Origin of the sequence: Chelativorans salis (genome assembly GCF_025336525.1) — a bacterium.
Lineage (GTDB): Bacteria > Pseudomonadota > Alphaproteobacteria > Rhizobiales > Rhizobiaceae > Chelativorans > Chelativorans salis.
In genome coordinates this window covers 22368-45291 of sequence record NZ_JAOCZP010000004.1, presented here as the reverse complement: position 1 = coordinate 45291, position 22924 = coordinate 22368, and the positions used below count along the sequence as shown (strand labels likewise).

At 65.0% G+C, this 22924-nt stretch carries 24 protein-coding genes and 1 tRNA gene; 8 read left to right on the top strand and 17 right to left on the bottom strand.

Features of this window, described 5'->3' with window-relative positions; genetic code table 11:
* Positions 1 to 137: 137 nt before the first annotated feature.
* Entirely contained in the window at positions 138 to 341 is a 204-nt protein-coding gene (locus N5A92_RS13870; protein WP_425248580.1) for a SlyX family protein, read from the top strand.
* Positions 342 to 351: 10 nt separating this feature from the next.
* Here the strand turns inward: N5A92_RS13870 and N5A92_RS13865 are convergent, their stop codons facing one another.
* The 4 genes from N5A92_RS13865 to aroA form a co-directional block, all read right to left on the bottom strand.
* Positions 352 to 714 (bottom strand): VOC family protein, encoded by a 363-nt coding sequence (locus N5A92_RS13865; RefSeq protein ID WP_260903713.1) that lies wholly within the window; start codon positions 712 to 714, stop codon positions 352 to 354.
* 140 nt (positions 715 to 854) lie between these two features.
* The gene (rpsA, locus tag N5A92_RS13860; RefSeq protein WP_260903712.1) at positions 855 to 2570 is read right to left on the bottom strand and encodes a 30S ribosomal protein S1; all 1716 of its coding nucleotides are present in this window, start codon (positions 2568 to 2570) and stop codon (positions 855 to 857) included.
* Between the two features lie 215 nt (positions 2571 to 2785).
* Positions 2786 to 3439, bottom strand: a complete 654-nt coding sequence (cmk, locus tag N5A92_RS13855) for a (d)CMP kinase (protein WP_260903711.1) — start codon at positions 3437 to 3439, stop codon at positions 2786 to 2788.
* On the bottom strand, positions 3436 to 4794 hold the full coding sequence (gene aroA, locus N5A92_RS13850) for a 3-phosphoshikimate 1-carboxyvinyltransferase (RefSeq protein ID WP_260903710.1): 1359 nt from the start codon (positions 4792 to 4794) through the stop codon (positions 3436 to 3438). The genes cmk and aroA overlap by 4 nt, the downstream gene beginning before the upstream one ends.
* Positions 4795 to 5045: 251 nt before the next feature.
* Between aroA and N5A92_RS13845 the strand changes: the two genes are divergently transcribed.
* Positions 5046 to 5429, top strand: coding sequence for a TIGR02300 family protein (locus tag N5A92_RS13845; protein ID WP_260903709.1), 384 nt, complete (start codon positions 5046 to 5048; stop codon positions 5427 to 5429).
* 154 nt (positions 5430 to 5583) lie between these two features.
* A tRNA-Ala gene (locus N5A92_RS13840) sits at positions 5584 to 5659 on the top strand.
* A 247-nt stretch (positions 5660 to 5906) separates the two neighbouring features.
* On the opposite strand, the gene N5A92_RS13835 is transcribed toward N5A92_RS13840, so the two are convergent.
* The 3 genes from N5A92_RS13835 to N5A92_RS13825 form a co-directional block, all read right to left on the bottom strand.
* The gene (locus N5A92_RS13835; protein WP_260903708.1) at positions 5907 to 6425 is read right to left on the bottom strand and encodes a hypothetical protein; all 519 of its coding nucleotides are present in this window, start codon (positions 6423 to 6425) and stop codon (positions 5907 to 5909) included.
* 77 nt (positions 6426 to 6502) lie between these two features.
* Positions 6503 to 6835, bottom strand: a complete 333-nt coding sequence (locus N5A92_RS13830; RefSeq protein ID WP_260903706.1) for an NIPSNAP family protein — start codon at positions 6833 to 6835, stop codon at positions 6503 to 6505.
* A gap of 78 nt (positions 6836 to 6913) precedes the next feature.
* Positions 6914 to 7120, bottom strand: coding sequence for a DUF1127 domain-containing protein (locus N5A92_RS13825; RefSeq protein ID WP_260903705.1), 207 nt, complete (start codon positions 7118 to 7120; stop codon positions 6914 to 6916).
* 66 nt (positions 7121 to 7186) lie between these two features.
* Here N5A92_RS13825 and N5A92_RS13820 point away from each other — a divergent pair, with 66 nt between their 5' ends.
* On the top strand, positions 7187 to 7867 hold the full coding sequence (locus N5A92_RS13820) for an ArsR/SmtB family transcription factor (RefSeq protein ID WP_260903704.1): 681 nt from the start codon (positions 7187 to 7189) through the stop codon (positions 7865 to 7867).
* A 56-nt stretch (positions 7868 to 7923) separates the two neighbouring features.
* Here the strand turns inward: N5A92_RS13820 and N5A92_RS13815 are convergent, their stop codons facing one another.
* The 8 genes from N5A92_RS13815 to N5A92_RS13780 all read right to left on the bottom strand — a co-directional run bounded on the left by N5A92_RS13815 (position 7924) and on the right by N5A92_RS13780 (position 14957).
* Positions 7924 to 8427, bottom strand: a complete 504-nt coding sequence (locus tag N5A92_RS13815) for a YciE/YciF ferroxidase family protein (RefSeq protein ID WP_260903702.1) — start codon at positions 8425 to 8427, stop codon at positions 7924 to 7926.
* 450 nt (positions 8428 to 8877) lie between these two features.
* On the bottom strand, positions 8878 to 9237 hold the full coding sequence (locus tag N5A92_RS13810; protein ID WP_260903700.1) for a DUF1850 domain-containing protein: 360 nt from the start codon (positions 9235 to 9237) through the stop codon (positions 8878 to 8880).
* On the bottom strand, positions 9234 to 11363 hold the full coding sequence (locus tag N5A92_RS13805; RefSeq protein WP_260903699.1) for a TRAP transporter permease: 2130 nt from the start codon (positions 11361 to 11363) through the stop codon (positions 9234 to 9236). The genes N5A92_RS13810 and N5A92_RS13805 overlap by 4 nt, the downstream gene beginning before the upstream one ends.
* 117 nt (positions 11364 to 11480) lie before the next feature.
* Positions 11481 to 12437 carry a TAXI family TRAP transporter solute-binding subunit gene (locus N5A92_RS13800; RefSeq protein WP_260903697.1) on the bottom strand — a complete coding sequence of 319 codons (957 nt, stop codon included), beginning with the start codon at positions 12435 to 12437 and terminating at the stop codon, positions 11481 to 11483.
* Positions 12438 to 12624: 187 nt separating this feature from the next.
* Positions 12625 to 13434, bottom strand: coding sequence for an isocitrate lyase/PEP mutase family protein (locus tag N5A92_RS13795; RefSeq protein ID WP_260903695.1), 810 nt, complete (start codon positions 13432 to 13434; stop codon positions 12625 to 12627).
* A 105-nt stretch (positions 13435 to 13539) separates the two neighbouring features.
* Complete coding sequence (gene dut / locus N5A92_RS13790; RefSeq protein ID WP_260903692.1) at positions 13540 to 14025, bottom strand: dUTP diphosphatase; 486 nt, start codon at positions 14023 to 14025, stop codon at positions 13540 to 13542.
* 132 nt (positions 14026 to 14157) lie between these two features.
* A complete protein-coding gene (locus N5A92_RS13785) occupies positions 14158 to 14643 on the bottom strand; it encodes an SRPBCC family protein (protein ID WP_260903690.1) in 486 nt (161 codons plus the stop codon).
* A complete protein-coding gene (locus tag N5A92_RS13780; RefSeq protein ID WP_260903689.1) occupies positions 14640 to 14957 on the bottom strand; it encodes an ArsR/SmtB family transcription factor in 318 nt (105 codons plus the stop codon). The genes N5A92_RS13785 and N5A92_RS13780 overlap by 4 nt, the downstream gene beginning before the upstream one ends.
* A gap of 140 nt (positions 14958 to 15097) precedes the next feature.
* Here N5A92_RS13780 and N5A92_RS13775 point away from each other — a divergent pair, with 140 nt between their 5' ends.
* From N5A92_RS13775 to ubiB, 4 genes are all read left to right on the top strand, one after another.
* Complete coding sequence (locus N5A92_RS13775; RefSeq protein ID WP_260903684.1) at positions 15098 to 16696, top strand: peptide chain release factor 3; 1599 nt, start codon at positions 15098 to 15100, stop codon at positions 16694 to 16696.
* Between the two features lie 426 nt (positions 16697 to 17122).
* Entirely contained in the window at positions 17123 to 17782 is a 660-nt protein-coding gene (locus N5A92_RS13770) for a peroxiredoxin (protein ID WP_260903683.1), read from the top strand.
* 214 nt (positions 17783 to 17996) lie between these two features.
* Positions 17997 to 18773 carry a bifunctional demethylmenaquinone methyltransferase/2-methoxy-6-polyprenyl-1,4-benzoquinol methylase UbiE gene (ubiE, locus tag N5A92_RS13765; RefSeq protein ID WP_260903680.1) on the top strand — a complete coding sequence of 259 codons (777 nt, stop codon included), beginning with the start codon at positions 17997 to 17999 and terminating at the stop codon, positions 18771 to 18773.
* A gap of 7 nt (positions 18774 to 18780) precedes the next feature.
* On the top strand, positions 18781 to 20355 hold the full coding sequence (gene ubiB / locus N5A92_RS13760) for a 2-polyprenylphenol 6-hydroxylase (protein ID WP_260903678.1): 1575 nt from the start codon (positions 18781 to 18783) through the stop codon (positions 20353 to 20355).
* A 13-nt stretch (positions 20356 to 20368) separates the two neighbouring features.
* On the opposite strand, the gene N5A92_RS13755 is transcribed toward ubiB, so the two are convergent.
* Entirely contained in the window at positions 20369 to 22591 is a 2223-nt protein-coding gene (locus tag N5A92_RS13755; protein WP_260903672.1) for a UvrD-helicase domain-containing protein, read from the bottom strand.
* The gene (locus N5A92_RS13750) at positions 22501 to 22920 is read right to left on the bottom strand and encodes an endonuclease Q family protein (RefSeq protein ID WP_260903671.1); all 420 of its coding nucleotides are present in this window, start codon (positions 22918 to 22920) and stop codon (positions 22501 to 22503) included. Before N5A92_RS13750 ends, N5A92_RS13755 begins: the two co-directional genes overlap by 91 nt.
* Between the last annotated feature and the right edge of the window lie 4 nt (positions 22921 to 22924).

The window sequence follows — 22924 nt, the reverse complement described above, 5'->3', positions numbered from 1 at the left end:
GCCCCGCTGCCCCCTATTTTTTATCGTTTGGTCAAACAGGTATCACGCCGTTTTGCACGTGCCAACCGACGCCAGCTTACACTCGACAAAGGCCAAGGGAATTGTCAATTCTCAAGCGGCAAGCGGAGATGGAAATCATGAATGAAACGCGGCTGGAGAAGCTCGAGATCCTGGTCGCCGAGCAGGAAAAGACGATCGAGGAGCTGTCGGGACAGATCAGCGACCAGTGGACCGAGATCGAACGGCTGCAGACCACGCTCGAACGGCTGACGGAGCGCTTCCTGGCGCTGGAAGAGCAGACCGCACCTGACGTGCCGGTGACCAAGCCGCCGCACTGGTGAGCTGCCCAAGCTATTTCGCTGACGGCCCCCACAGTTCGATCGGATTGCCCTGGGGATCGTGGATGCGCGCCAAGCGGCCGACCTCCGAATCCCATTCGGCGCGCGTTGCCACCGCTATGCCCGCCGCCTTTAGCTGATCCATCATCGCATTGAGATCATCGACGCGGAAGTTGATCATCCATTGCTGCTCCGGCCTGCCGAAATAGTCGGTCTCCATTGAGAACGGCCCAAAGATGGTGGTGCCCGCCTCCTGGTGCCAGACGGCCTTGTTCAGGTCGTCGATGCCGAGATGTTCCTCGTACCAGGCGGCGAGCGCCTTGGGATCGCGGGCGCGTAAGAAGACGCCGCCGATACCGGAAACCTTCTGCTTCATGCGTTCCTCACTTATCGGACCCACCGCCAGGGTGAGTTTCGTTGCTGGAGGACCCCATGACAAGCGCTGGCCCTGAAAAGAAAAGCCCCGCGGCCTGAGGCGCGCGGGGCTCTTACCGGTAGTGCGAAAGGAGCAGAGGACTACTCTTGCTCCTCCTCCTTACCGCCCTGCTTCTTGAGCGCGGCGCCCAGGATGTCGCCGAGCGAGGCGCCGGAGTCGGTCGAGCCGAACTGGGCCACCGCTTCCTTCTCCTCGGCGATTTCCAGCGCCTTGATCGAGACATTGATCCTGCGCGTCTTCTTGTCGAACATCGTCACGCGGGCATCGACCTTCTGGCCCGTTGCGAAGCGCTCGGGGCGCTGCTCGCCGCGGTCGCGGGAAAGGTCGGAGCGCTTGATGAACGACTCCAGGTCGTGGTCGACCAGGCGCACTTCCAGACCGCCCTCCTTGACGCCGGTGACTTCGCAGGTGACGACGGCGCCCTTGCGCAGTTCGCCGGAGGCAGCCGCTTCGCCGATGACGTCACGGCCGAGCTGCTTGATGCCGAGCGAGATGCGCTCCTTCTCAACGTCGACGTCAAGAACCTGCGCTTGCACCATGTCGCCACGGTTGAACTCCTCGATCACCTGCTCGCCCGGACGCGTCCAGTCGAGGTCGGAGAGGTGGACCATGCCGTCCACGTCGCCTTCGAGCCCGATGAACAGACCGAACTCGGTCTTGTTCTTGACCTCGCCCTCGACGACCGTGCCGGCCGGATGGGTGCGGGCGAAGGCCTCCCAGGGGTTCTCCAGCGTCTGCTTGAGGCCCAGCGAGATGCGGCGCTTGACCGGATCGACCTCGAGCACAACCACTTCGACTTCCTGCGTGGTCGACAGGATCTTGCCGGGGTGCACGTTCTTCTTGGTCCAGGACATCTCGGAGACGTGGATGAGGCCCTCGATCCCCGGCTCCAGCTCCACGAAGGCGCCGTAGTCGGTGATGTTGGTGACGCGGCCCTGCACCTTCTTGCCCAGCGGATACTTGCCGCCGATGCCTTCCCACGGGTCGGCCTCGAGCTGCTTCATGCCGAGCGAGATGCGGTGCGTCTCCTGGTTAATGCGGATGATCTGCACCTTCACCGTCTGGCCGATGTTCAGGATCTCGGTCGGATGGTTGACGCGGCGCCATGCCATGTCGGTGACGTGCAGCAGGCCGTCGATGCCGCCGAGGTCCACGAACGCACCGTAGTCGGTGATGTTCTTGACCATGCCCTCGACCACCTGGCCTTCCTCGAGGTTCTGCACGATCTCCGAGCGCTGCTCGGCACGGCTCTCCTCAAGAACGGTGCGGCGCGAGACGACGATGTTGCCGCGCCGCTTGTCCATCTTGAGGATTTCGAAGGGCTGCGGCGTGTGCATGAGCGGGGAGACGTCGCGGATCGGGCGGATATCCACCTGCGAACGCGGCAGGAAGGCCACGGCGCCGTCGAGGTCGACCGTGAAGCCGCCCTTGACCTGGTTGAAGATCACACCTTCGACGCGCTCGCCGTTGTTGAACTTCTCTTCCAGCTTGACCCAGCTTTCCTCGCGGCGCGCCTTCTCGCGCGACAGCATGGCCTCGCCCAGCGCATTCTCGATGCGCTCTACATAAACCTCGACCTCGTCACCGGGGTTGAGCTGACCATCTTTCGCCTTGGCGCCAAACTCCTTGAGCGGCACGCGGCCCTCGACCTTCAGGCCGACGTCGATGATGGCCATGTCCTTTTCGATGGCCGTGACGATGCCCTTGACGACCGAGCCTTCGCTGGTGTCGCGCTCGGAAAAGGATTCTTCGAGAAGACTCGCGAAATCGTCGCGAGACGGATTGAGTTGTGACATTGATGCTCCTGAAAATGCCTCCCGATGGTCGAAGGCAGGGCGCCGGTGGGTTCGTGTTGCGTCAGGCCTGCCGCACATCCGAGCTTTGTCCAAGCTCAAAGCCGCCTCTCGGGCGGCAAATCCGGCGCATGGGAACGCGCGCAGGCCGGTTTTCCATCCAACGCAAAAATACGCTTGCCGCCTCCCTCTGGAAAGCCACGAAGCGCCGCTTTGCTTCAGATCGTCTTCTTCTTCGCCAGCACCTCGTCTATCAGCCGGGTGGCGGCGAGAAACGCGGTCTCTATATCCATTTCGCTCGTGTCAAGCAAGTGCGCATCGTCGGCGGGCTTGAGCGGGCTGTCGGCACGGCTCATGTCGCGGGCGTCGCGCCGCTCCACATCGGCCAGCACGGTTGCGTAGTCGGCCTTGCCGCCGGCGGCCACGATCTCCTGCCAGCGGCGCTCCGCGCGCACTTCCGCCTTCGCTGTCACGTAGAGTTTCAAATCGGCGTCCGGGCAGACAACGGTGCCGATGTCGCGGCCGTCGAGCACCGCCCCCGGCGGCGTCTCGGCAAAGGTACGCTGCTTCTCCACCAGCGCCCTACGCACCCCCGGTATGACGGCTACGCTCGACGCCGCTTCGCCGACGCTATGGGCCGAGAGCGCTTCGCGGTCGAGTGTGCGGAAATCGAGTGCGCGGGCTGCTTCCTCCGCCGCCGCTGCGTCATCGAGCGGCTGCCCGGTATCGAGAAGCGCCTTCGCCACTGCCCGGTAGGAAAGGCCGGTGTCGAAGTGGTTGAGGCCGTAATGGGCGGCGAGCCTGCGCGCCAGCGTGCCCTTGCCCGAGGCGGCGGGTCCGTCGATGGCGATGATGAGACCCTCCTGCCTCACACCGCTTCCTCCACGGTCTCGATCTCCGCCCCCAGCCCCCGCATCAGCGCCATGAATTCGGGGAAACTGGTGGCGATCATCGTCTCGTCGTCGATGGTCACCGGCTTTTCCGTGGCAAGACCCATGACGAGGAAGCTCATGGCGATGCGGTGGTCGAGGTGGGTCTCGACCGTGGCGCCGCCCAGCCCCTTGCCTTCGGGCCGGCCGCGCACGGCCAGTGTGGCCTCGCCCTCCGTGCAGTCGACACCGTTTGCCTTCAGTCCGGCGGCGACGGCGGCAAGGCGGTCTGACTCCTTTACCCGCAGTTCCTCCAGCCCTTGCATCAACGTCTCGCCCTCGGCAAAGCTGGCGGCTACCGCCAGCACCGGGTATTCGTCGATCATGAAGGGCGCGCGCTCTGCGGGCACCGCAACCCCTTTGAGGTGCGAGGAGCGCACGCGCAGGTCCGCCACCTCTTCGCCGCCCGAGGCACGGCGGTTCATGGGCTCGATGTCGGCGCCCATTTCCTGCAAGGTGAGGATAAGCCCGGTGCGCGTGGGGTTCATCAGCACGTTTTCGATGACGACGTCCGAGCCCGGCACGATCAGCGTCGCCACCAGCGGGAAGGCGGCGGAGGACGGGTCGCCCGGCACGGCAATCTCCTGCCCCTTGAGCGTGCCCTGCCCCTCGAGCCGGATGTGGCGGACGCCTTCGGGATCCGTCTTCACCTCGAGCGCGGCGCCGAAGCCGAGAAGCATCTTTTCCGTGTGATCGCGCGTCATCACCGGCTCGACGACAGTGGTGACGCCCGGTGTGTTGAGCCCTGCCAGAAGCACCGCCGACTTCACCTGGGCGGAGGGCATCGGCACGCGGTAGGTGATCGGCGCGGCGTGTTTCGGTCCGCGCAGCGTGATCGGCAGCCGGTCGCCGGCCTGCGCCTCCACCACCTGCGTGCCCATCTGCCTGAGCGGGTCGAGCACCCGGCCCATGGGACGCCGGGAAAGCGAGGTGTCGCCGACAAATCGCGTCGTCATGTCGTAGGTGCCGACAAGGCCGATGGTCAGCCGCACGCCGGTGCCGGCATTGCCGAAGTCGAGCGGGCCTTCCGGCTCCAGCAGGCAGCCGTTGCCCGTGCCCTGGATGATCCAGGCCGCGCCCTGGCGCTCGACCCTGGCGCCCATCGCCTTCATGGCCTCGCCAGTGCGCAGCACGTCCTCGCCTTGCAGAAGGCCAGTGACGCGCGTCTCTCCCGCGGCGAGTCCGCCGAACATGAAAGCGCGGTGCGAGATCGATTTATCGCCCGGCACGCGCCCGCGGCCGGAAAGGGCGGAGGATTTGCGGCTGGTCGCGGCGCGGGGGCGCGGATTGTCGGTCATGGCGTGTCTCTCGGTCCGGCTGATGGCAGAGCCTCTAGCATGCCGGGGAAGTGTGGTCATCCCCCGCCGCGCCGGGTGTTTCGCCCCGCCGTCGAATCCAGTTGCGCTCGCCGTTTCAATAGGCTTTGACAGGCGTGCGATCTGTGGTTATGGGGTCCGAAAATTCTTGGCAGAGGATCGCTCCCGGTTTCGGCACGCCCGAGGAAGCCGGTGGCCGGATCCGGCCCTTTAAGAGACGATGAGGCAATACGGTGGCTAAACCCCAACTCGGCACCAAACGCATCTGCCCGGAGACGGGCCGCAAATTCTACGATCTGAACAGGGATCCGATCGTGTCGCCCTATACGGGCCAATCCTATCCGCGCAGCTTTTTCGAATCGGACGGCGACATCATCGTCGAAGAAGAAGAGGACGTGGAGGACAAGGAGCTCAGCGAAGACGGCCCCGAGATCGTCTCGCTGGAGGATGCCGACGAAGAGACGAAGGGCGGCGACACCGACCTGCCCGACATCGATGACGATGAGGATGTCGACATCGACACCGATGGAGACGACACCTTCCTCGAGGAGGAGGAAGAGGAAGATGATGACGTCAAGGGCATCATCGGCGTCGGCGAGGACGACGAGGAAAGATAGGTTTAGGACGCCCGTGCGGCGTCTTGTCCGGTCGCATGCTCGCGGGGCTTGATTCTGCGGCCGGGCAGGTTTAGAAGCCGCGAGCACGACGATGGCGAGCGATCGCCGAAGAACCTCTTCGCCGGAAACGGCGGCGGCCCGAAGGCCGCGGTGTGGGGCCATAGCTCAGTTGGGAGAGCGCTTGAATGGCATTCAAGAGGTCAGGGGTTCGACTCCCCTTGGCTCCACCATCTACCATTTTTCAGCGAGTGTAGTGATTTTGAAGAAGCGGCAGATGCTGCTGCTTTAGCGTTATCGGAGGTCGCCTCCGCTTCCTCCGCCAAAGCCGATTCGCTCGAGGTCCGCGAGGGGGCTCGCCTATCATGCTGCAAGCGTGAATGTTGCCGTTAGCTCGCCACGCCTGTGCACGGCTGGAACCGGGCGGATGGTGGGCGTGGCGGGTGCTCGACACGAGGTCGTCGGCCTCCCGAAGGGTTGTCATCGCTCCCGCCCTTCCCCGGCTTCACTTCTCAGTTCGGGGTTGCGGTGGTAGCCGGGGCCGATGGTGAGCGGCTTCTCCCGCATCATGCGGTCGCTGATCTGGCTCTTGTAGCTGCGCTCCGCCTCCCAAAGCAGCGCCTTCCGCTCACGGTCATAGACCTTGATGGCCACCTGATAGGGCTTTCCCGCCTCGATGCTACGGACGGGTGGCGAGCGCAGGGCGTAGCGGTCAGTCATGGTGCTCACCCGTTCCGAAACCACGTGCGGCGGGCCGCCCGCGGGATCCTCGAAGGAAGCTTCGATGATCGATCCGCTGGCGAGCGGGCGCACCACCTGGGCAGTGAAGCCGTAGAAAACCTCGGCTTCGCGGTAATTGAACATGAAGCCGCCGCCCACGACTTCCAGATAGGGATCGTCGGAAGGGCTCTCGCGCGTGACCCATCCGATGGCGAACAGCACCGCCACCAGGGCGAGGGCGATCCCCAGAACCTTCTTTTCCGACCACTGCCAGCGCATTGTTCCTGCCTTCCGGAGGGCGATGCCTCCGCAGCTGCCGATGATCTTCCGGCGCAAAACGTTCGTCAAGCGCCGGGCTAGCCGTGTGCAGGCTTGCTATGGGGGGCGGAGACGAGCTTCAGGAACATGCGATCCTCCTTCAGGATGAAACGCTCGCATCGCGCGAATTCATAGTTCTCACGCCCCAGCGGATCGGCGGCGAGCCTGGCGCGGTAGGCCTCGTAGGCGGCGAGGCTGTCGATGGTGTAGACGCCGTAGGCGGTGGTGGCGGAACCCTCGTGCGGCGCAAAGTAGCCGATGAGGTCGGCGCCCGCGCGCGGAATCGCCTCGCCCCAATTGCGGGCGTATTGCTCGAAGGCCTCGCGCCTGAACGGATCGATCTCATAGCGGATGAAGCAGGTGATCGGCATGGGTTTTCGAGGTCCTTCTATGGTTCGGTGGTGATCGAAATGTCTGCAGTCCGCCTGTGGCAGAATGGGTGGGGCCGGCTAACGCCAGAAGGGGCTCGCGCATTCGCGGCGCACGGCCTGCCGTGTCAGGCCGATGTCGGCCAGGAGATGATCGTCAAGCTCGGAGAGATGCAGGCGCTGGCGCCGGCGCTCCTCGATACGAAGCACAGCGGCGAGGGCGGCGGCAGCCAGGCGGCGCAGGGGATTGCTCCGGCGCTTCCGCCTGCGGGCGGCGATGTTCTGCATGGCTCGCTCCTTTCAGGAGGAGTGATAGCAGTTGTTGTACGTAGATAGTTTTGTTACGATCGAAGTATGAAAGCAGGAACGGACCTCGCGCAAATCGGCAGCCTGGTGGGCGATCCGGCACGCGCCAACATGCTGGCAGCGCTGATGGGCGGCACGGCGCTGACGGCGAGCGAGCTGGCACTGGAGGCGGGGGTGACGCTTCCCACGGCGAGCGCCCATCTGGCAAAGCTTGGCGAAGGAGGGCTCGTCAGCGTGGCACGGCAGGGCCGGCACCGCTATTACGCGCTGGCCGACCACAGTGTGGCGGCGATGCTGGAAAATATCATGGGTGTTGCGGCGACGCTCGGGCCGAAGCGCGTCTTGCCCGGCCCGCGCGACAAGGCGATGCGCGAGGCGCGGGTCTGCTACGATCATCTGGCGGGAGAGATGGGGGTGGCCATGCTCGACAGCTTCGTCGGGCGCGGGCTGATCCGGGTCGATGGCGAGCAGGCGGAGATGAGTGAAGCCGGCGCTTCATACTTCGCCGGCCTCGGCATCGATCTCGACGCCATGGGCCGCAAGCGGCGGCCGATGTGCCGCACCTGCCTCGATTGGAGCGTGCGCCGCTCGCATTTGGCCGGCGGCCTGGGCGCGGCGATGCTGGAGCGTATCCAAGCCAAGGGCTGGGCACGGCGGGAGAAGGACAGCCGCGTCGTCCGCTTCACTCCCATGGGGCGGCGCGAATTCGAGATGATGCTGCGCGGCTGATCCCTCTCCGCCCCGCGGGCAGGACGGAGAGGAGGCGCACGCGGAGAGCTGTGAGCCTATTCGGCGGCGAGGTTGATGCGGCTTTCGGCCATCTGCGTGAGTTTCTCGTCGGTCGCCTTCTCGTCGGCGAGGTTGCGCTTCATGATTTCGCCGCAGTCGTCGCGGCCGAGCTCCTTCGCCCAGGTGATCAGCGTGCCGTAGCGCGTGATCTCGTAGTGCTCGACGGCCTGCGCGGCGGCGATGAGAGCGGCGTCGAGCACGTTCTTGTCGTCGACCTCGCCGGCCACCTCGTTCGCTTCCTCGATGATGCCGTCGATCGCCGGACAGTCGACGCCGCTCGGCTCCATATCCATCTTCTGGAATACCTCCTCCAGATTACGCACGTGCCCCTCGGACTCCTTCAGGTGCTTCTCGAAGCCTTGCTTCAGCTCCGGGTCGCTCGCCTTGTCCATCATCTTCGGCAGCGCCTTCACGATCTGGTTTTCGGCATAGTAGATGTCACGCAGTGTGTGGACGAAAAGATCGTCCATCGACTTGATGTCCCTGGAAAACAAACCCATGGTCCTGTCCTCTTGCTCTTTTGTTGCAGCCGGATAAGCCCGTCCCGGCCCTGCCGCCTAACACCGTCAGTGGCTGCTCTGTTCCAGGAAAAGAAAGCTTGCTTCGCTTTTTCGCCGGGGGAGGGAACTGTGGTTTTTCTGCAACGGATGCGGAGGAAAGATCCCTGCCACGGGAGCGCCAAGATGAATCCCACTTTCCGCCATGGACAGGTGGCCTTGTGCAGGCGTGAATTCACCGAGTGTTCACCCACGGACGCTACGGTGTGAACGAAGGGACGCCCGAGAAATCTGGGTACGGGATCATGGGGTTGGTTAAGCTATTGATCGGATGCGTAGAGGCGATCCGTAACGCCTTTACAAAGCGCTATCATCCAGAGCGCCATTATATGCGCGGGCCGGGACCGGCGTGCGCCCGGCGCGACGACGGCCCGTCGGCGCACGCCTGAGGGGTCAGGAGCAGGGCTCGAGAACGACCGGGGCGCCCGGCTCGGCGCCTAGATCGCGGCACTCGCCGCCGGCGCACAGGCGCCAGGCGCTCGTCGTGGCGCCCGAGGCGGCAAGGCGCAGTTCCGGCAGGGGCCCGAGCGCCGGCGCATAGACCCACCATCCATCCTCAAAACGCGCATCCGACGGGGGCTCCATGCCGGCGCCTGAGCCTTTCACGCGCGCTTCGACGATCTGCAGGCCCGACGGCAGCACCTGCCACGTCTCGCGCCACTCCACCTTCTCCACCGAATGTGTCCAGGAGAGCGTGAAGAGGGTGGCGGCGACGACCGCAGTCTCGCTGCCGGCGATCACGCACAGGCTCATTCGGCCGCGTCGCCCGTCTTGCGCTGGATCGTCTCCGCCGGCCCCGGGCGTTTCAGGAAGAAATTGACGCCGAAGAAGAGGGCGCAAAGCGCGAAGCCGATCTCGTCGGTGATCGGCAGCGCGGCAATCAGCGTGAAAGCCGCCGCCGCGCCCAGGAGACGCTCCCACGCGGCGAGCGGCCGGCGCAGATAGCCAATGACGGCTGCGCCCCACAGAGCGATGGCCAGGCTGGCCTTGAGGACGATGTAGGCGACGGCCGGGGCATAGCCGATGGTTTCGGCCAGCGGCCCGCCGTCCTGCAGCATGAGGGCGGGCGTGTAGACCGCCATGAAGGGGATGACGAAGCCCGCGGCGGCGATCTTGATCGCCTCCATGGAGATCTTCAGCCCGCTCTCACGGGCGATCGGCCCGGCGGCGAAGCAGGCGAGCGCCACCGGTGGCGTAAGGTCGGCCAGGATCCCGAAATAGAAGACGAACATGTGGCTGACGAGCAGCGGCACGCCAAGCGCCAGGAGCGCCGGACCGGCGATGGACGAAGTGATGATATAGTTGGGAATCGTCGGGATGCCCATGCCGAGGATGATGCAGGTGATCATCGTGAGCACCAGCGACAGGAAAAGGCTCGTCTCACCCACGGCGACGATGAACTGGCCGAAGGTATTGGCCGCGCCCGTCAGCGTCATCGTGCCGATGATGATGCCGACGACGGCGCAGGCGACGCCCACCGGCAGCGCCGTCTTGGCGCCCTCGGCGAGTGAGGCGCGGCACACGTCGAGCGTCTTGCGCCCGCCTTCGACGAAGATGTTGGCGGCAATGAGCGCGAGGGCGGCGATCAGGATGGCGTTGATGCCGTAACGAAAGAAGCTGGCCGCTACGAGGCCAAGCCCGATCCAGAAGATCACCCGCAGGACCTGGTTTGGCAGGCCAAGTGCGGCCGTGCCACCGAGGATCAATAGCACGGTCAGCGAAAGACCGATCGTGCCGGCGAAGAGCGGCGTGTAGCCGGTGAACAGCAGATAGACGAGCACGGCGAGCGGCAGGATCAGATACCAGCGCTCGCGCAGGGCACGCGGCGCCGACGGCAGTTCCGCCTTCGGCAGGCCGTGCAAGCCGAACTTCCCCGCCTCCAGGTGCACCATCCAGAAGGCGGAGCCGAAATACAGCAGCGCCGGGATGATGGCGGCCGTGACCACTTCGTAATATTCGATACCCAGCGTCTCGGCCATGATGAAGGCGACGGCGCCCATGACCGGCGGCATGAGCTGCCCGCCCATGGAGGAGGTGGATTCCACGCCGCCGGCGAAGGCGGCGCGGTAGCCGAAGCGCTTCATCAGCGGGATGGTGAACTGGCCGGTGGTGACAACGTTGGCCACGCCCGAGCCGGAGATCGTGCCCATGAGGCCGGAGGAGATCACCGACACCTTCGCGGCACCTCCGCGCGCATGGCCGACGAGGCCGAGCGAGACGTCGGTGAAGAGCTTGATCATGCCCGCCCGCTCGAGGAACGAGCCGAAGAGGATGAAGAGGAAGATGTAGGTGGCCGAGACGTAGATCGGAATGCCGTAGATGCCTTCGGTGCCGTAGGCCATGTGGTCGATGACCTGGGAGAAGTCGTAGCCACGGTGGTTGAGCGGCGCTGGCAGGTATTCCCCGAAGAGGCAATAGGCGAGGAAGATGCCGGAGATGATGGGCAGCGCCGGGCCCATCAACACGTAGGCCGCTGCAAAAACTGTGAAAAGCGCGATGACGCCGAAGAAGATGTCGAGCGGCAACGGATCGCCGGCGCGCAGGAGCAGCGGCCTGTATTCGACGAACTGATAGACGGCGACCGAGACGCCGGCGAGCGCCAGCGCCCATGCGCCGGCCTTCACCAAACGGCCCGCGCCGCGCGAGGAGGCGATCAGCGGGAAGACCAGCAGCATCAGAAAGCCGACGTGGAAGGCGCGCACGATCTGACTCGGCAGGGTGAGGAGATGCGCGGCGGTGGCGATCTGGTAGAGCGAGAAGACGACGGCGATCCACATGAGCAGCCGCCCTTCCAGCGTCGGGCGGAAATCGGCATGCGTCGGGTCCTGAAGCTCCGCCTCCGGCAGGCTGGCAGTCGCGTCACTCTCGGCCCTGCTCATCACGTCTCCCAATCTGCATGCCTGTCACAGTCCCCATTTCCCAGTGGCCAGGGGCAAGCGCCGACCTATCCGGTTCCCCTCCCCACGAGGGGGAGGGGAGTTTACTCGCGTTCGCCCTTACAGCAGACCCTGTTCCTTGTAGTAGCGCTCGGCTCCCGGATGCAGGGGAACGGGAACACCTTGAGGACCCTTTTCCGCGGAGATCGCCTTGGCGGCGGCGTGCGCGGCCGTCATCTCGTCCAGGTTCTCGAAGAGCTGCTTGGTCATCTCGTAGGCCATGTCGTCCGAGACATCCGAATGGGTGACCAGGATATTGGTGATCGCCAGCGTCGGCACGTCCTCGTCCTGGCCCTCATAGGTGCCGGCAGGGATTGTCGCCGATAGGAACGGTGCGCCGAGGGTCTCGGCCACCTCTTCCGGAACGGCGACCATGGTCACCGGCATGGAGAGCGCCAGGTCCTTGATGGAGGCGACGCCCAGGCCTGCTGACTGCAGCGTGGCATCGAGCTGGCGGTTCTTGATGAGCTCGACAGATTCGCCGAAGGGCAGATACTCGGTCTGCGACAGGTCGTCATAGCTCATGCCCATGGCATCGAAGATGCGCCTTGCGTTGAGCTCGGTGCCGGATTTCGGCGCGCCGACGGAAAGGCTCTTGCCCTTCAGGTCTTCGAAGTTCTGGATCCCGGACTCCTGCGAGGCGACGATCTGGATGTAGTTCGGGTAGATGGCGGCGATGCCGCGCAGCTTGTCGAGCTGCTGCGGGAAACCGGCCTCCTCATCGCCTTCCCAGGCGGATTTGACGGAATCGCCAAGCGCAAAAGCGATCTCGCCGCGCCCCTGCTGCAGGAGGTTGAGGTTCTCCACGGATGCCTTGGTGGACTGCACCTGCGTGCGCACGCCCTCGATGTTGTCGCCGTAGATCTTCGACAGTGCGACACCTAGCGGATAATAGACGCCGGACGTGCCGCCGGTCAGCACATTGATGAATTCCTGTGCGTTCGCCGCGGCCGCGTTGAGACCGAGGCCGAGCGCCACGGCGCCGGCGGCCAGAGACTTCCCTTTCGTGCGAAACATGTTTGTTCCTCCGCTTTGGATGCTTTTGTTGTCCGCGCGCCTTCCGGCACGGAAGGAGGCGGAATGTAGCCCATTGCAGCGCGGTGCCAACAAAAATCGGCGCCGGCCGCCCGGCACAATAGCGACAAGCGCGCGGCTGGGAAACGGGTGCCGGACGCTACGTTCGGGAAAAGGCGGAGGCGGCGCCTCAGTCGGCTTTCGAGAACATGTCCTGCAGCTGCGCGAAGGGCATGATCTCCCGGGCATAGGTGAAGGTGCCCTTGTGCAGCATCTCCTGCGCCGCGCGCTCCACCGCGCCGAAGGCGAGGTTGGTGAGCTTGGAGCCGAGCGAGATGCGCTTGGCGCCGGCCTCGGCGAGTGCTGCAACGGAAAAGCCGGCCGTGGCCAGCACGTTCACTGGCTTGCCGACCGCCTGGCAGACGGTACGCACCTGCTTGATGTCGGAGAGGCCCGGCGCGTAAAGCACATCCGCGCCGGCCTTCTCAAAGGCCTGCAGTCGGCGAATGGTGTCGTCTAGGTCCGGGCGACCGTGAAGAAAATTCTCCGCCCGCGCGGTGAAGACGAAATCGCGCGGCAGGGCACGTGCCGCCTCGGCCGCTGCGGTGACACGCTCAACGGCGAGCTGGAAATCGTAGATCGGGTTTTGCGGGTCGCCGGTGGCGTCCTCGATCGAACAGCCGGCAAGCCCCGCCGCCTCGGCCGCAAAGATGGTTTCGGCGGCACTGTCCGGGCTGTCGCCCTTGCCGTGCTCCAGGTCGGCGGAGACCGGAAGCGGCATGGCGTCGACGATTTCGCGGCAATGGTCCATGCGTTCGTCGAAGGGTACGCCGCCATCGGGCAGGCCGCGCGAGAAGGCATAGCCGGCACTGGTCGTCGCCAGCGCCTTGAAGCCCAGTGCGGCGAGCAGTTTCGCCGTGCCGATGTCCCACGGGTTGGGGATGATGAAGGCACCTTCGGCCTCGTGGAGCGCGCGGAAGGTGGAGCCGATGTCAGCCATGATTCTTGCCTCTGCCGGTGACTTCAGTTTCAGCGATGAGGTGCCCGCGCCCGTGCCGATGTCAAGGGGCAGATGGCGTGCTACTGACAATACGGGGAGGGCGTCTCAGGCTGTGCCGGTGGAGCCGAACCCGCCCATCCCGCGCACTGTCTCGCCGGCACTGCCGCGCTCCTCGACCGCCACGTGGGTGACCGGCGCGATGATGAGCTGGGCGATGCGCATGCCACGCGTTAGGGCGAAGTCCTCTTCGCCCAGATTGATAAGCAGGATCTGCAGCTCGCCGCGATAGTCACTGTCGATGGTGCCCGGCGTGTTGAGGCACGTGATGCCGTGGCGCAGCGCCAGCCCCGAGCGCGGCCGCACCTGCCCCTCGAAACCTTCCGGAATCTCGAGGATGAAGCCAGTCGGCACCAGCGCACGCTTGCCCGGCAGGAGGATGACCTGCCGATCCTCGGGCATGGCGGCACGCAGGTCCATCCCCGCTGCGCCGGTGGATTCGTAGGCCGGCAAAGGCAGGCCCTCGGCATGCGGCAGGCGCACGACGCCAAGAGTGGGGCCGATGACAGACGTGGAGGTGGGCGAACTGACCATGCCTCCTATCTGGCGCCGACGGGCAGAGGCGTCAATTCCGACGCCTTCCGCCACCACGCTTTTCAACGCTTTTCAGCAAGCCAAGGGTTTCTGCCGCCCCACTTAACCCGGTCCTTTGGCGACATGCGGCCGTCAGGCCTGGTGGGCCAACAGGTCGGCGTACCGCTGCAGGTAAAGCGGCCAACCTCCATCGCCGGCAACACCATCGCGCACGCTTTCCCAGCCCTCACCGTGGCGTTCCAGCTTTCGGTGCTCGATCTCCACGCGGGTCCGGTTCGCCGTCTCGGCGGTGAAGCGGACTTCCCACTCACTGGCCTTTTCGGGGTCGGTCTCGATCTGCCATTGCGGGCTGATGTTCCAGCTGAGCACCACACGGTTGGGCGGTTGGTAGGCCAGTACCCGTGCCCAGCGGCACTCGCTGCCGTCGACACCGCGATCATAGATATGGCCGCCGACTCGAGGCTCGAACACCGTCTCGGCGATCTGGACGGCGAGCAAATTGTGCTCGGCGGGTTTGAAACTGCCGAAGTCCTCGGTGAAGACCTTGAACGCGCGCTCGATCGGCGCCTCGACCACGACGGACTGTTTTACGGACGTGTCTGCTGCATGCGTGCTCATCGCTCCTCCTCCGGTGGTTGCTCGACGGCTATCTTGTAGGCCGCCAGCGTCTTGCTCCAAAAACGATCGAGTTCCGCGCGAAGGCTCGCCAGTCCATCGGGATCGACGTGATAGATGTTGCTGGCGCCCTTCGGCTCGGCACGGACAAGCTGCGCTGCCTTGAGCACTTTCAGGTGCTGCGAAACCGCCGACTGGGTCACCGGCAGGGCGCGGGTGATCTCCGCCACCGAGCGAGGCCTCTCCGCCACGAGTTCAAAGACAGCCCGGCGGGTCGTGTCGGCAAGTGCAGTCAGCTGCGCGTTATCATTAGCCATAACTAATGATTAGCTTATACTAATGATAGAGTCAAGCCGGGGCTGAAATGTGCACTCGGGCTCCCTATATGCAGACGGATTTCCATTCGACAGCGGCGGCCGCGGCTGCTAAGAGCCCGCCGTCGAAAGGACCTCAGGACATGGCCGAGAAACTCGCCGATGCGGTGGCGCGCCGCCGCACATTCGCGATCATTTCACACCCCGACGCGGGCAAGACCACGCTCACCGAAAAGCTGCTGCTTTTCGGCGGCGCCATCCAGCTTGCCGGCGAGGTGAAGGCGAAGAAGAACCGGGTGCAGACGCGCTCGGACTGGATGAAGATCGAACGCGAGCGCGGCATCTCGGTCGTCACCTCGGTGATGACCTTCGAATATGGCGACCACGTCTTCAACCTGCTCGATACGCCCGGCCACGAGGACTTCGCCGACGATACCTACCGTACGCTGACGGCGGTGGATTCGGCGGTGATGGTTATCGACGCGGCCAAGGGCATCGAGCCGCGCACGCTGAAGCTGTTCGAGGTATGCCGCCTCCGCGACATCCCCATCGTCACCTTCGTCAACAAGCTCGACCGGGAAAGCCGCGATCCGTTCGAGATCCTGGACGAGATCGAACAGAAGCTGGCGCTCGACACCGCGCCCGTCACCTGGCCCATCGGCCGGGGAAAGAGCTTTTCCGGCACCTATCACCTGGCGGACAACACTATTCGCCATTCCGATGAGGACACGACGCCGATCCCTGTCAACGGGCCGGAGGCCGAGGCGGTGTCGGGCCTCCTGCCGGAGCATGAGCGCGAGGCTTTCATCGAGGAGATGCTCCTGGCTAGGGAAGCCTGCCGTCCCTTCGATCTCAAGGCGTTCCGCGAGGGTCATCTCACCCCGGTCTATTTCGGCTCGGCGCTCAGGAACAACGGCGTGCGCGACCTGATCGAAGCGCTCGGCGCCATCGGCCCGCAGCCGCGCGCGCAGGCGGCGGATTCACGCAAGGTCGAGGCGACGGAGGAGAAGATGACCTCCTTCGTCTTCAAGATCCAGGCCAATATGGACCCCAACCACCGCGACCGCATTGCCTTCGTGCGCGTGTGCTCCGGACGGCTGGAGCGTGGCATGAAGGCGAAGCTGATACGCACCGGCAAGCCGATCAGCCTTTCGGCGCCGCAGTTCTTCTTCGCCAAGAACCGCATCACCGCGGACGAGGCCTTTGCCGGCGACGTCGTCGGTATCCCCAACCACGGCACCCTCAGGATCGGCGATACCCTGACCGAGGGCGAGGAGCTCGTCTTTCGCGGCGTGCCCAACTTCGCGCCGGAGATTCTGCGCCGCGTTCGCCTCTCCGACGCCATGAAGGCGAAGAAGCTGAAGGAAGCCCTGCGGCAGATGGCAGAGGAAGGTGTGGTGCAGCTCTTCACGCCGGAGGATGGCTCGCCGGCCATCGTCGGCGTCGTCGGCGCGTTGCAGCTCGACGTGCTTAAGGAGCGGCTGAACAACGAATATGCCTTGCCGGTTGATTTCGAGACGGCGCGCTTTTCCGTCTGCCGCTGGATTTCCGCCGGCGACCGCACCGAGCTCGACCGCTTCATCACCGCCCATCGCGGCGATATCGCCCGCGACCTCGACGACGACCCCGTCTTCCTCGCGCCACACGAATTCGGCCTCAACTACGAAGCCGAGCGCTGGAAGGCGATCACGTTCAATGCGGTGAAGGATTACCAGGTGAGCGGCAAGGCGAAAGCAGCGTGAGGCGATCGTTCTGCGAAGGATGCGCGTCAAAGTTGTGGAAATCCCTGTTGCTGGACTTATGCCCGCGCGAAAATTACCGTAAATTGCATCTCTCAGTACGCGTATCGTGCGTAGATGAGTAGCGTCCTCACATTAGCCATGCGGGCGCGCTTTGCAGCATAATCCGCCGATTACAAAAATAAGTTGCATCGCGCGTCCCATGGCCGACGCTTTTTCCCGTCCTCCCCGTCTGCACCGCCATACACTCCTCCCTCAGCGCGCGTTGTGGCGGAGGAGGGGAATCTCCCCTCGCAAAAGCACATCCTTCTTTTGCCGCCCTTGTGGTATAATTTTTTCGACACTGCCGTCTCTCGACCATTCTGATGCTCAATACGGCAACGGACGGCGCCTATCTTACAAGAACAGTTCAAGCAGGGAGAGACATCCATGGGCCTTCGCATCAACGACACCGCGCCTGACTTCACGGCGGAAACCACCCACGGCACGATCAACTTCCACGAGTGGATCGGTGACGGCTGGGCTGTGCTCTTCAGCCATCCGAAGAACTTCACGCCCGTTTGCACGACGGAACTCGGCACGATGGCCGGCCTGGAGGGTGAGTTCAAAAAGCGCAATGCCAAGATCATCGGCATCTCCGTCGATCCGGTGGAGGATCACGACCGCTGGAAGGCGGACATCCAGAAGGCCACCGGCTTCGCCGTCGATTATCCGTTGATCGGCGATAAGGACCTCAAGGTCGCCAAGCTCTACGACATGCTGCCGGCGGACGCCGGCGATTCGTCCGAAGGCCGCACCCCGGCCGACAACGCCACTGTGCGCTCGGTCTACGTGATCGGCCCGGACAAGAAGGTCAAGCTGGTGCTGACCTACCCGATGACCACGGGGCGCAATTTCGACGAGATCCTGCGCGCCATCGATTCGATCCAGCTCACGGCCAAGCACCAGGTGGCCACACCCGCCAACTGGAAGCTGGGCGAGGACGTGATCATCACCGCCGCCGTTTCCAACGAGGACGCAATCAAGCGCTTCGGCGCCTTCGACACCATCCTGCCCTACCTCAGGAAGACGAAGCAGCCGAGCGCCTGAGTTCGAGCCGGACCTACTGATCGGCCATCGCGATCAAGGAAGGCTCCGCCCTGTTTAAGGACGGAGCCTTTTTCATGAAGTCGCTTACGATCATTGTCCGTTTGCCGGTTCTCGTTTGGATCACCGCCTCGAACGCGGCCCTAAATCGCAGCTATTGCCAATGGCATCCGCCTGAGCGATCGGCTATGGTCGCGCCGTTTTTTGAGGGAAAGCAATGTCGCAGGAGCGTTCCACGGCCTCGGGCGGGATGGAGACCGCCTTCGGTTTCCGACAGGTCGGCGAGGGGGAGAAGCAGGGTCTTGTCGATGCGGTTTTTCACCGCGTCGCTGACCGCTACGACCTGATGAACGATGTCATGTCGGCCGGTCTGCACCGCGTGTGGAAGGACGCGATGGTGGCCTGGCTGTCCCCGCCGAAGCGGCCGGGCTTCAAGGCACTGGACGTGGCCGGCGGCACGGGCGACATCGCCCTCCGCATCGCCGAAGCGTCCGGCAGCCAAGCGGACGTGACGGTGCTCGACATCAACGGCTCCATGCTGGCGGTGGGACGCGAGCGGGCAGAGAAGCGGGGCCTCGGCGCCAATCTCACCTTCGTCGAGGCCAATGCAGAGGAGCTGCCGTTCCCCGCCTCCTCCTTCGACGCCTATACGATCGCCTTCGGCATCCGCAACGTGCCGCATATTGACACCGCGCTCGCCGAGGCCTTCCGCGTGCTGAGGCCGGGCGGCCGCTTCCTGTGTCTGGAGTTCTCCGATGTCGGCATGCCGCTCCTCGACAAGGTCTACGACGCCTGGTCCTTCCATGCGATTCCGCGCATCGGCCAAGTCGTCACCGGCGACGGCGAGCCCTACCGCTATCTCGTCGAATCCATCCGCAAGTTCCCCAACCAGGAGAATTTCGCGGCGATGATGCGCGAGGCCGGTTTCTCCCGCGTCGCCTGGCGCGACTATTCCGGCGGCATCGCCGCGCTGCACTCCGGCTGGAAGATCTGACACGCACATGAGCACAGTGGGCGCATATCTCCGCCTTGTCCGCGCGGGCTGGATTCTCCTGCGCGAGGGCGTGGTGGCTGCCCTTCCGGGCGATCAGCTTGAAGGCATGCCGCGCCTCGGCTGGCGGGTGGCCAAGCTGGTTTCGCGCCGCCGCGCTGGGCAGCGCGACCGTCCCGAGCGCCTGGCGATCGCTGTCGACCGCCTCGGCCCCTCCTATGTGAAGCTCGGGCAGTTCCTCGCCACGCGGCCCGACGTGGTCGGCCACGACATGGCCTTCGACCTGGCGCGCCTCCAGGACCGCATGGAGACCTTTCCCGAGGTGCAGGCGCGGGCGGCCATCGAGGCCTCGCTTGGTGCCACCGTGGAGGCGCTCTACACGGATTTCGGCGCTCCGGTGGCGGCCGCCTCCATCGCCCAGGTGCATCAGGCAAAGATCATGCGCGAAGGCGAGATGCAGCCGGTCGCCGTCAAGATCATCCGGCCGGGCGTGCGCCGCCGCTTCTACAATGACCTGGAAAGCTACTTCCTGGCCGCGCGCCTGCAGGAGCGCTACATCGCCGCCGCCCGCCGCCTGCGCCCGGTGGAGGTGACGGAGACGCTTGCCCAGACCACCAAGATCGAGATGGACCTGAGGCTGGAGGCCGCCGCCATCTCCGAGATGCACGAATTCGCAAAGGAAGACCCCGGCTTCCGCGTGCCATGGGTGGACTGGCGGCGCACCGGCCGCGACGTGCTGACGCTGGAGTGGATCGACGGCATCAAGATGTCCAACATCGAAGCGCTGCGCGTTGCCGGACACGACCTGGAAGGGCTCGCCGTCACCCTCATCCAGTCGTTCCTGCGGCACACGCTGCGCGATGGCTTCTTCCACGCCGACATGCACCCCGGAAACCTGTTTGTGGAGGCGGACGGCACCATCGTCGCAGTCGACTTCGGCATCATGGGCCGCATTCGCCGCAAGGAGCGCCGCTTCCTGGCCGAGATCCTCTACGGATTTATCACGCGCGACTTCCGCCGCGTGGCGGAAGTGCATTTCGAAGCCGGTTATGTTCCTTCTCACCACAACATCTCCGCCTTCGCCCAAGCGCTGCGTGCCATCGGCGAGCCGATCCACGGCCAGCCGGCCGAGACCATCTCGATGGCACGTCTGCTGACCCTCTTGTTCGAGGTGACCGAGCTCTTCGACATGCAGACGCGGCCGGAACTCCTGCTTCTGCAGAAGACCATGGTGGTGGTCGAGGGCGTGGCGCGCACGCTCGATCCACATTTCAACATGTGGAAGGCCTCGGAGCCCGTGGTGTCGAGCTGGATCGCCGCCAATCTCGGCCCACGCGGCCTCATCACCGACGCCCGCGACGGCCTCACAGCGCTTACGGCGCTGGCCCGCCAGGCGCCGGAACTGGCCGCCCGCACCGAGCGCCTGTCGCGCGAGATCGAAACGATGGCCGAGAACGGCCTGCGCTTCGATGCGGAGACCGCCGAGGCCATCGGCCGCGCCGAAGCAAAGCACACTCGGTCCGGCCGCCTGGCGCTGTGGGTGATCGCCCTGGCACTTCTGGCTATCGCCTTGCGGCTTTTTTGAGGCTTGTTGAGGTTCAGAACAGACTGAGCTGCCGCGCCCGCGGCTTTCGCTTCGCCGCAGTATGGCTCGCCGTCAACGTATCCGCAATGTCGCCCAGGAAAGGCGAAGGCGGTAGCGAGCGCACGGCGCCGCGCCAGAACCGCTCGGCAGTGCGCGTAAGGAACAGCCAGTCCATGGCCCGCGTCATGGCGACGTAGAACAGGCGCCGCTCCTCGGCGCGCGAGTGCACGTCCTGTTCGGCGCTCGGTGCCCAGGAGAACGGCACCAGCCCGTCCTCCATCCCGACGACAAAGACCACCGGAAACTCCAGCCCCTTGGCAGCGTGCATGGTGAGCAGCGAGACACGGTCGGCACGGGCATCGCGGAAGTCGGCTTCGGTGGAAAGTGCTATCTGTTCGGCGAGCAGCGCCACATCGCCACCTACCGACTCGGAGGTGGCGAGCGTTGTGAGCCACCCTCGCGCCTCGGCGAGCGCCGCAGCGTCCGCATCCTCCTCTCGCCTCGCAGCTTCCGCGGCCGCGGCAAGACGCCCCGGCAAATCCCGGCCAGCCTCCGCGTCGCTCTGCCGTTCCAGCGCACGAAGCATCGCCCCGAGGCCCGCATGCCCGGCGATCGGCGCGGGTGAACTCTTCTTGAACGGGATGCCGGCGCGGTCGAAGGCCTCGCGGAAGGCCGCCGACTGTGCGTCGGTGCGGCAAAGTACGGCGAAATCGGCGAAGCTGAGCGGCGTGTCGCCCTGCCGATCCGGCTTGCCACCGTGCGCGGCAAGCATGTCGTGCCCGCCCAAAAACGCCTCGATCGTCGCGGCGACAAAGGCCGCTTCGGCCTCCTCGTCCGCAGCCGTGCGCACCACGATTGGCGCCTCCATCGGCCGTGTCATACCGTCCGGCGCTTCGTCCATAAGCTGGGTGGCGGCGGTGACAATGGTGCCGGTGGAGCGGTAATTGTGCTTGAGCCGTGCCGTACGGGCGTCGGGGAAGTCGCCGGCAAAGCGTGCAAAGCACGTGGCGTCTGCGCCGCGGAATCCGTAGATCGCCTGGTTGGGATCGCCGATCACGCAGAGATTGCCGCCAGGCCCGGCAAGAAGCTGTAAGAGGCGATACTGCTGCTCGTCCACGTCCTGGAACTCGTCGGCCAGGATATGTGTAAAGCGCTCCCGCCAGAGCGCGGCGATCTCCGCGCGCTCCTCCAGAAGTGCCACCGAAAGCGCCACCAGATCGTCGAAATCGACCCAGTTTCCCTCCCGCCCCAGCCGGTCGAGCACGGCGCGAGCTCCCCCTTCCTCGCCCTCGTCGATGGCGCCCGTCCGCTTCATCACGGAGACCGCCTTGACGAGCCGTGTGGCGCGGCTTTCGCTGATTTGCAGCGCCGCGACGAGTGCTGCCGTCCGTTCCTTTTCATCGGCAATGCGGAAATCGGTGCCAAGGCCGAGCTCCGTCCCATGGGTGCGCAGGATGGCAAGACCCAGCGAATGGAAACTGTGCACCGCCGCATCCTTCGCCACGCCCGGCAGCAGAGCGGCAAGCCGCGCCCGCAACTCTTCCGTCGCCTTGCGCGTGAAGGTGATGGCAAGGCAGGAGGCGGCCGGCACGCCGCATTCCAGCACCAGATGGGCGATGCGGCGGGTCAGCATGCGTGTCTTGCCCGAGCCGGGTCCGCCGATGACCGTCAGCGGTCCTTCGATCATCGCTGCCGCGGCAGCCTGATCGGCGTCGAGGGTGGCCAGTACCCCTTGGCGTGCGGAAGGCGCCGGCACCGAGGGCGCTGGCTGCGAAGGCGCCTCTACCGGCGCTGATTGCTCTGCCTGCGGCTTAGGTGCCCGTTTGCGGCGACGCACCGGCGCGTCGAAAAGAAGGTCGCCCTTGGTGAAACGGTCGAGTTCGCTTTCCTCGAACAGCCGGATCACGCCGTATTCCCCGTCATAGCCGGCCTGACGGATCACCGCGCACGCCCGCAGCCGCGCCACCGCCTCCCCGAGCAGCGAATCGGCACGTCCGATATCCTCCACCGGCACCTCAGCAAGCGCGAAAAGCTCCGGCCCAGCGCCGCTGTCGCCCGGGAGACTCGCCACCTCTCCGGCCGTTGCCGGTCGCACGGCCTCGCCGTGGTCGGCCAGCTTCTCCACGCGGTGCGCCACGCCCACTGTCACCCGGTTGCCACAGACCGGGCAGCGCCCGTTGAGCGCCAGCGTCTCTTTCGGGTCGAGCCGCACGCCGCAGGCGCGATGCCCGTCCATGTGGTATTTCCTTCCTCCGGGAAAAACGCCACCGTGCCTTCATACCCCTCGCCCGTCTCCAGCGCCCGGCGGATGGCGAAATAGTCCGCCTCGCAGGAAAAGCGCGTCGCCTCGCGGCCGAGCTTGCCCGGCGAATGCGCATCGGAGTTGGACGTCAGCCTGTAGCGGTCGAGGAACGAGACGCGCCAGTTCATCTCCGGGTCGGAGGAAAGCCCGGTCTCCACTGCGAAAATGTGATGGGCGAGGTCGCCGTAGCATTCCTCGATTGAATCGAAGCCCGACTGCGAGCCGAGGGCGGCGAACCACGGCGTCCAGATATGCGCCGGCACGAGA